At 62.8% G+C, this 2,455-nt stretch carries 3 protein-coding genes; 2 read left to right on the top strand and 1 reads right to left on the bottom strand.

Translation table 11 applies throughout. The annotated features are described in order from the left end of the window. Positions 1-805 precede the first annotated feature (805 nt). Together MET2598_RS43770 and MET2598_RS0116180 are read left to right on the top strand one after the other, a co-directional pair. Entirely contained in the window at positions 806-1,060 is a 255-nt protein-coding gene (locus tag MET2598_RS43770) for a MucR family transcriptional regulator (protein WP_236728730.1), read from the top strand. Positions 1,061-1,297: 237 nt separating this feature from the next. Next, a complete protein-coding gene (locus MET2598_RS0116180) occupies positions 1,298-1,720 on the top strand; it encodes a MucR family transcriptional regulator (RefSeq protein WP_018261547.1) in 423 nt (140 codons plus the stop codon). Positions 1,721-1,928: 208 nt separating this feature from the next. Here MET2598_RS0116180 and MET2598_RS36640 read toward each other — a convergent pair. After that, positions 1,929-2,455 (bottom strand): membrane protein (locus MET2598_RS36640; RefSeq protein ID WP_036270403.1); only part of this gene is annotated, 527 nt, incomplete at its 5' end.

Here is a 2,455-nt window from a genome sequence, read left to right as displayed (position 1 = left end):
GCCGGCCTTGATCCAGCTGGACACGTCGAAGCTGACGGTCGTGTCGGCCGCCAGGGCCGGGGCGGTGAGGGCGAGCGCGAACAGCGCCGCGAGCAGGGGCAGGCGGATCATGGGGGATCTCTTGGCTGGAGGGGTGTGCCGCATCACCCGGCGGCGCGGGATGCCAGAAGGTCAGGATCGAGCAGGTCTAGCTGAGTTGATCCTGATCTTATCGGCCTGACTGCCTCGTCTCTTCACGCCCATCGCGGGTCAAAATTCAATGGACTTGGTCGTTCTAGGGGCCGCTTTCGAGCGGAGCCCGGTGAATACGCCGAAGATTCGGATCATCATAGGATGTTATTTTTCGAATCGGTTGTCGCCCGCCGATCACAGGCCACTTTTCTGCCTTCAGCGCCATTGTAACACGCCCGACATGGAAGGTTGTTCTACGGCCGACCGCCCAGAGCGAGCTGGCGCTGACGCCGGAGAGCGGCGGCACGAAGGCGCTGAAGGTGCCAACGACCCTCTCGACGACCCGGTCGACCTCGGTCCAGTCCTTTGCGAAACGACTTGACGCTAACGTCCTTGATGACGCGCTGCGGAGAAAGCCAGTGGAAAGAATTCAGGACAATCACATGAACGTCAACTCGGAGCCTGCCGATGCTGGAGTCAAAGAAACTATAATTTTAGTTGTTGGTCTTGTAATTGCCTGTGGGTCTAACAATTTGGTTTGACCAGACGATCTGCCAAACCTAATCGCTTCCGTGGGGGCACTCTCGGTGATCTCGGAAAGCCTGAGGCGCCCCCAGTTGAGGAGACGCCGAAGGTGACCCCGGCCCAGGTCAGAAGGTCCATCACGCCGGACGCTCTGATCAGTTTCATCGACGCAAAGTCATGCAAATCGATGAAGCAGCACCTCACGAAGCAAGGTTTGACGTCAGCCGAGTATCGACAGAGGTACGATTTGCCCAGAGACTACCCAATGGTAGCGCCAAATTACGCGGCCCAGCGCTCTGAACTCGCCAAGAGCATAGGCCTTGGGGTCCGTCGTCGAGGAGGAGCAAAGGATAAGCCTAAGTAGTTCGTGCACCCCGATACGCTCGCCCCTCCCGCCAGCGCGAGCGCGGGGGGAGAAAGATGGCCGAGAGTGATCGATCCCTGCTCTGCGTACCAAAAGAAGTCCAAAGATAGAGAGAGAACATAACGGCTACATGCCGCAGTCGTGTGGCAACGATTGCTATCGCACTTGACTTTGCCAACTCGATTGCCGATCCAGCGCGCTTACATGCCGTTCAAAGCTACAACAGAGGTAGCCGATATGAGAGAGAAGGTTTGCGGCGCTGACGCGGTCGAGCTGACAGCTGCGATCGTCGCCGCCTACGTGTCGAAAAACGCGACCCCGGTCGCCGACCTGCCGGGGCTGATCGCCTCCGTGCACGGCGCGCTAAACCAGCTCTCCGCGCCGCCAGCCGCTGAGCCCGCGCCGCTGGTCCCGCCGGTGCCGATCAAGAAGACGGTGACGCCGGACTACATCATCAGCCTTGAGGACGGTAAACCCTACAAGTCGCTCAAGCGACACCTCGGCATCCGCGGTCTAACCCCGGACGAATACCGGAAGAAGTGGGGCCTTCCGCACGGCTACCCGATGGTAGCCGCGAACTACGCCGCTAAGCGCTCTGAACTCGCCAAGAGCCTCGCCCTCGGCCAGTCTCGCCGCCCCGCGAGCAGCGAGGGCAGGTAGCGCCGCGCCCGCCTGCTCGTTGGCGGTGCCGCGGTCCGCCTCCGGGGCTGTCGGCCGGATCGGCGAAGTCACCGTGACCTCGACGCCGTCTTCCTTCCGCGAGCAAGGCGTGAAAACCGTACTGCAGAGCCCCATCTGCGGCCCGCACGGCAATCGACCAATGACATAGTGTAGACGTACTTCGATGCCGGGGCGCGCTCGCGGGATCTCAGCCCGCCAAGGCCTTGCCGCAGGCGTGGCAGAGGTTCGGTGTGCCCCGGGCGTCGGTCGCGCCCGGCTTCGGCGCCGCACGGGCGGCGACCAGCGCAGCCTCGACCGCCTCGGCGGAGATGAGCGCCTTGTTCAGCCCGTCCCCCGCGTAGAAGGACTGGCCGCGTGCAACGTCGCGCTTGAAGCCGGTCGTCGGGGCGAGGACCGGGAAGCTCGCCCACTCCTGGGCGAGCGCCAGCCCGAAGGCGACGTCGGTCAGCTTGCCGGCCGCCCACTTCTCGTAGCCGCGCCGCTTCAGCAAGTGGAACCCCAGCCGGTCCTGAAGATCAGGCGAGAACTGTTCCTTGCCGGAGAGGCCAAGTTCCCTGACGAGCTCCTGAAGGGTCGCCTTCATGAACTGGTATCTGCCGGCTGCACTGGAGCCGAAGCGGTTCGTCCAGGCCGTTCCGCTCGCGATGACGTCCGCGATCGTCATCTGAACCAGCGGCGTCGGGAGTTTGCGCTGGTTATTGCCGTAGATGGTGC

This window comes from Methylobacterium sp. WSM2598, from assembly GCF_000379105.1.
Taxonomy (GTDB): Bacteria; Pseudomonadota; Alphaproteobacteria; order Rhizobiales; family Beijerinckiaceae; genus Methylobacterium.
Note: the sequence above shows the minus strand (reverse complement) of the source record. Positions and strands in the feature narration are given on the sequence as shown.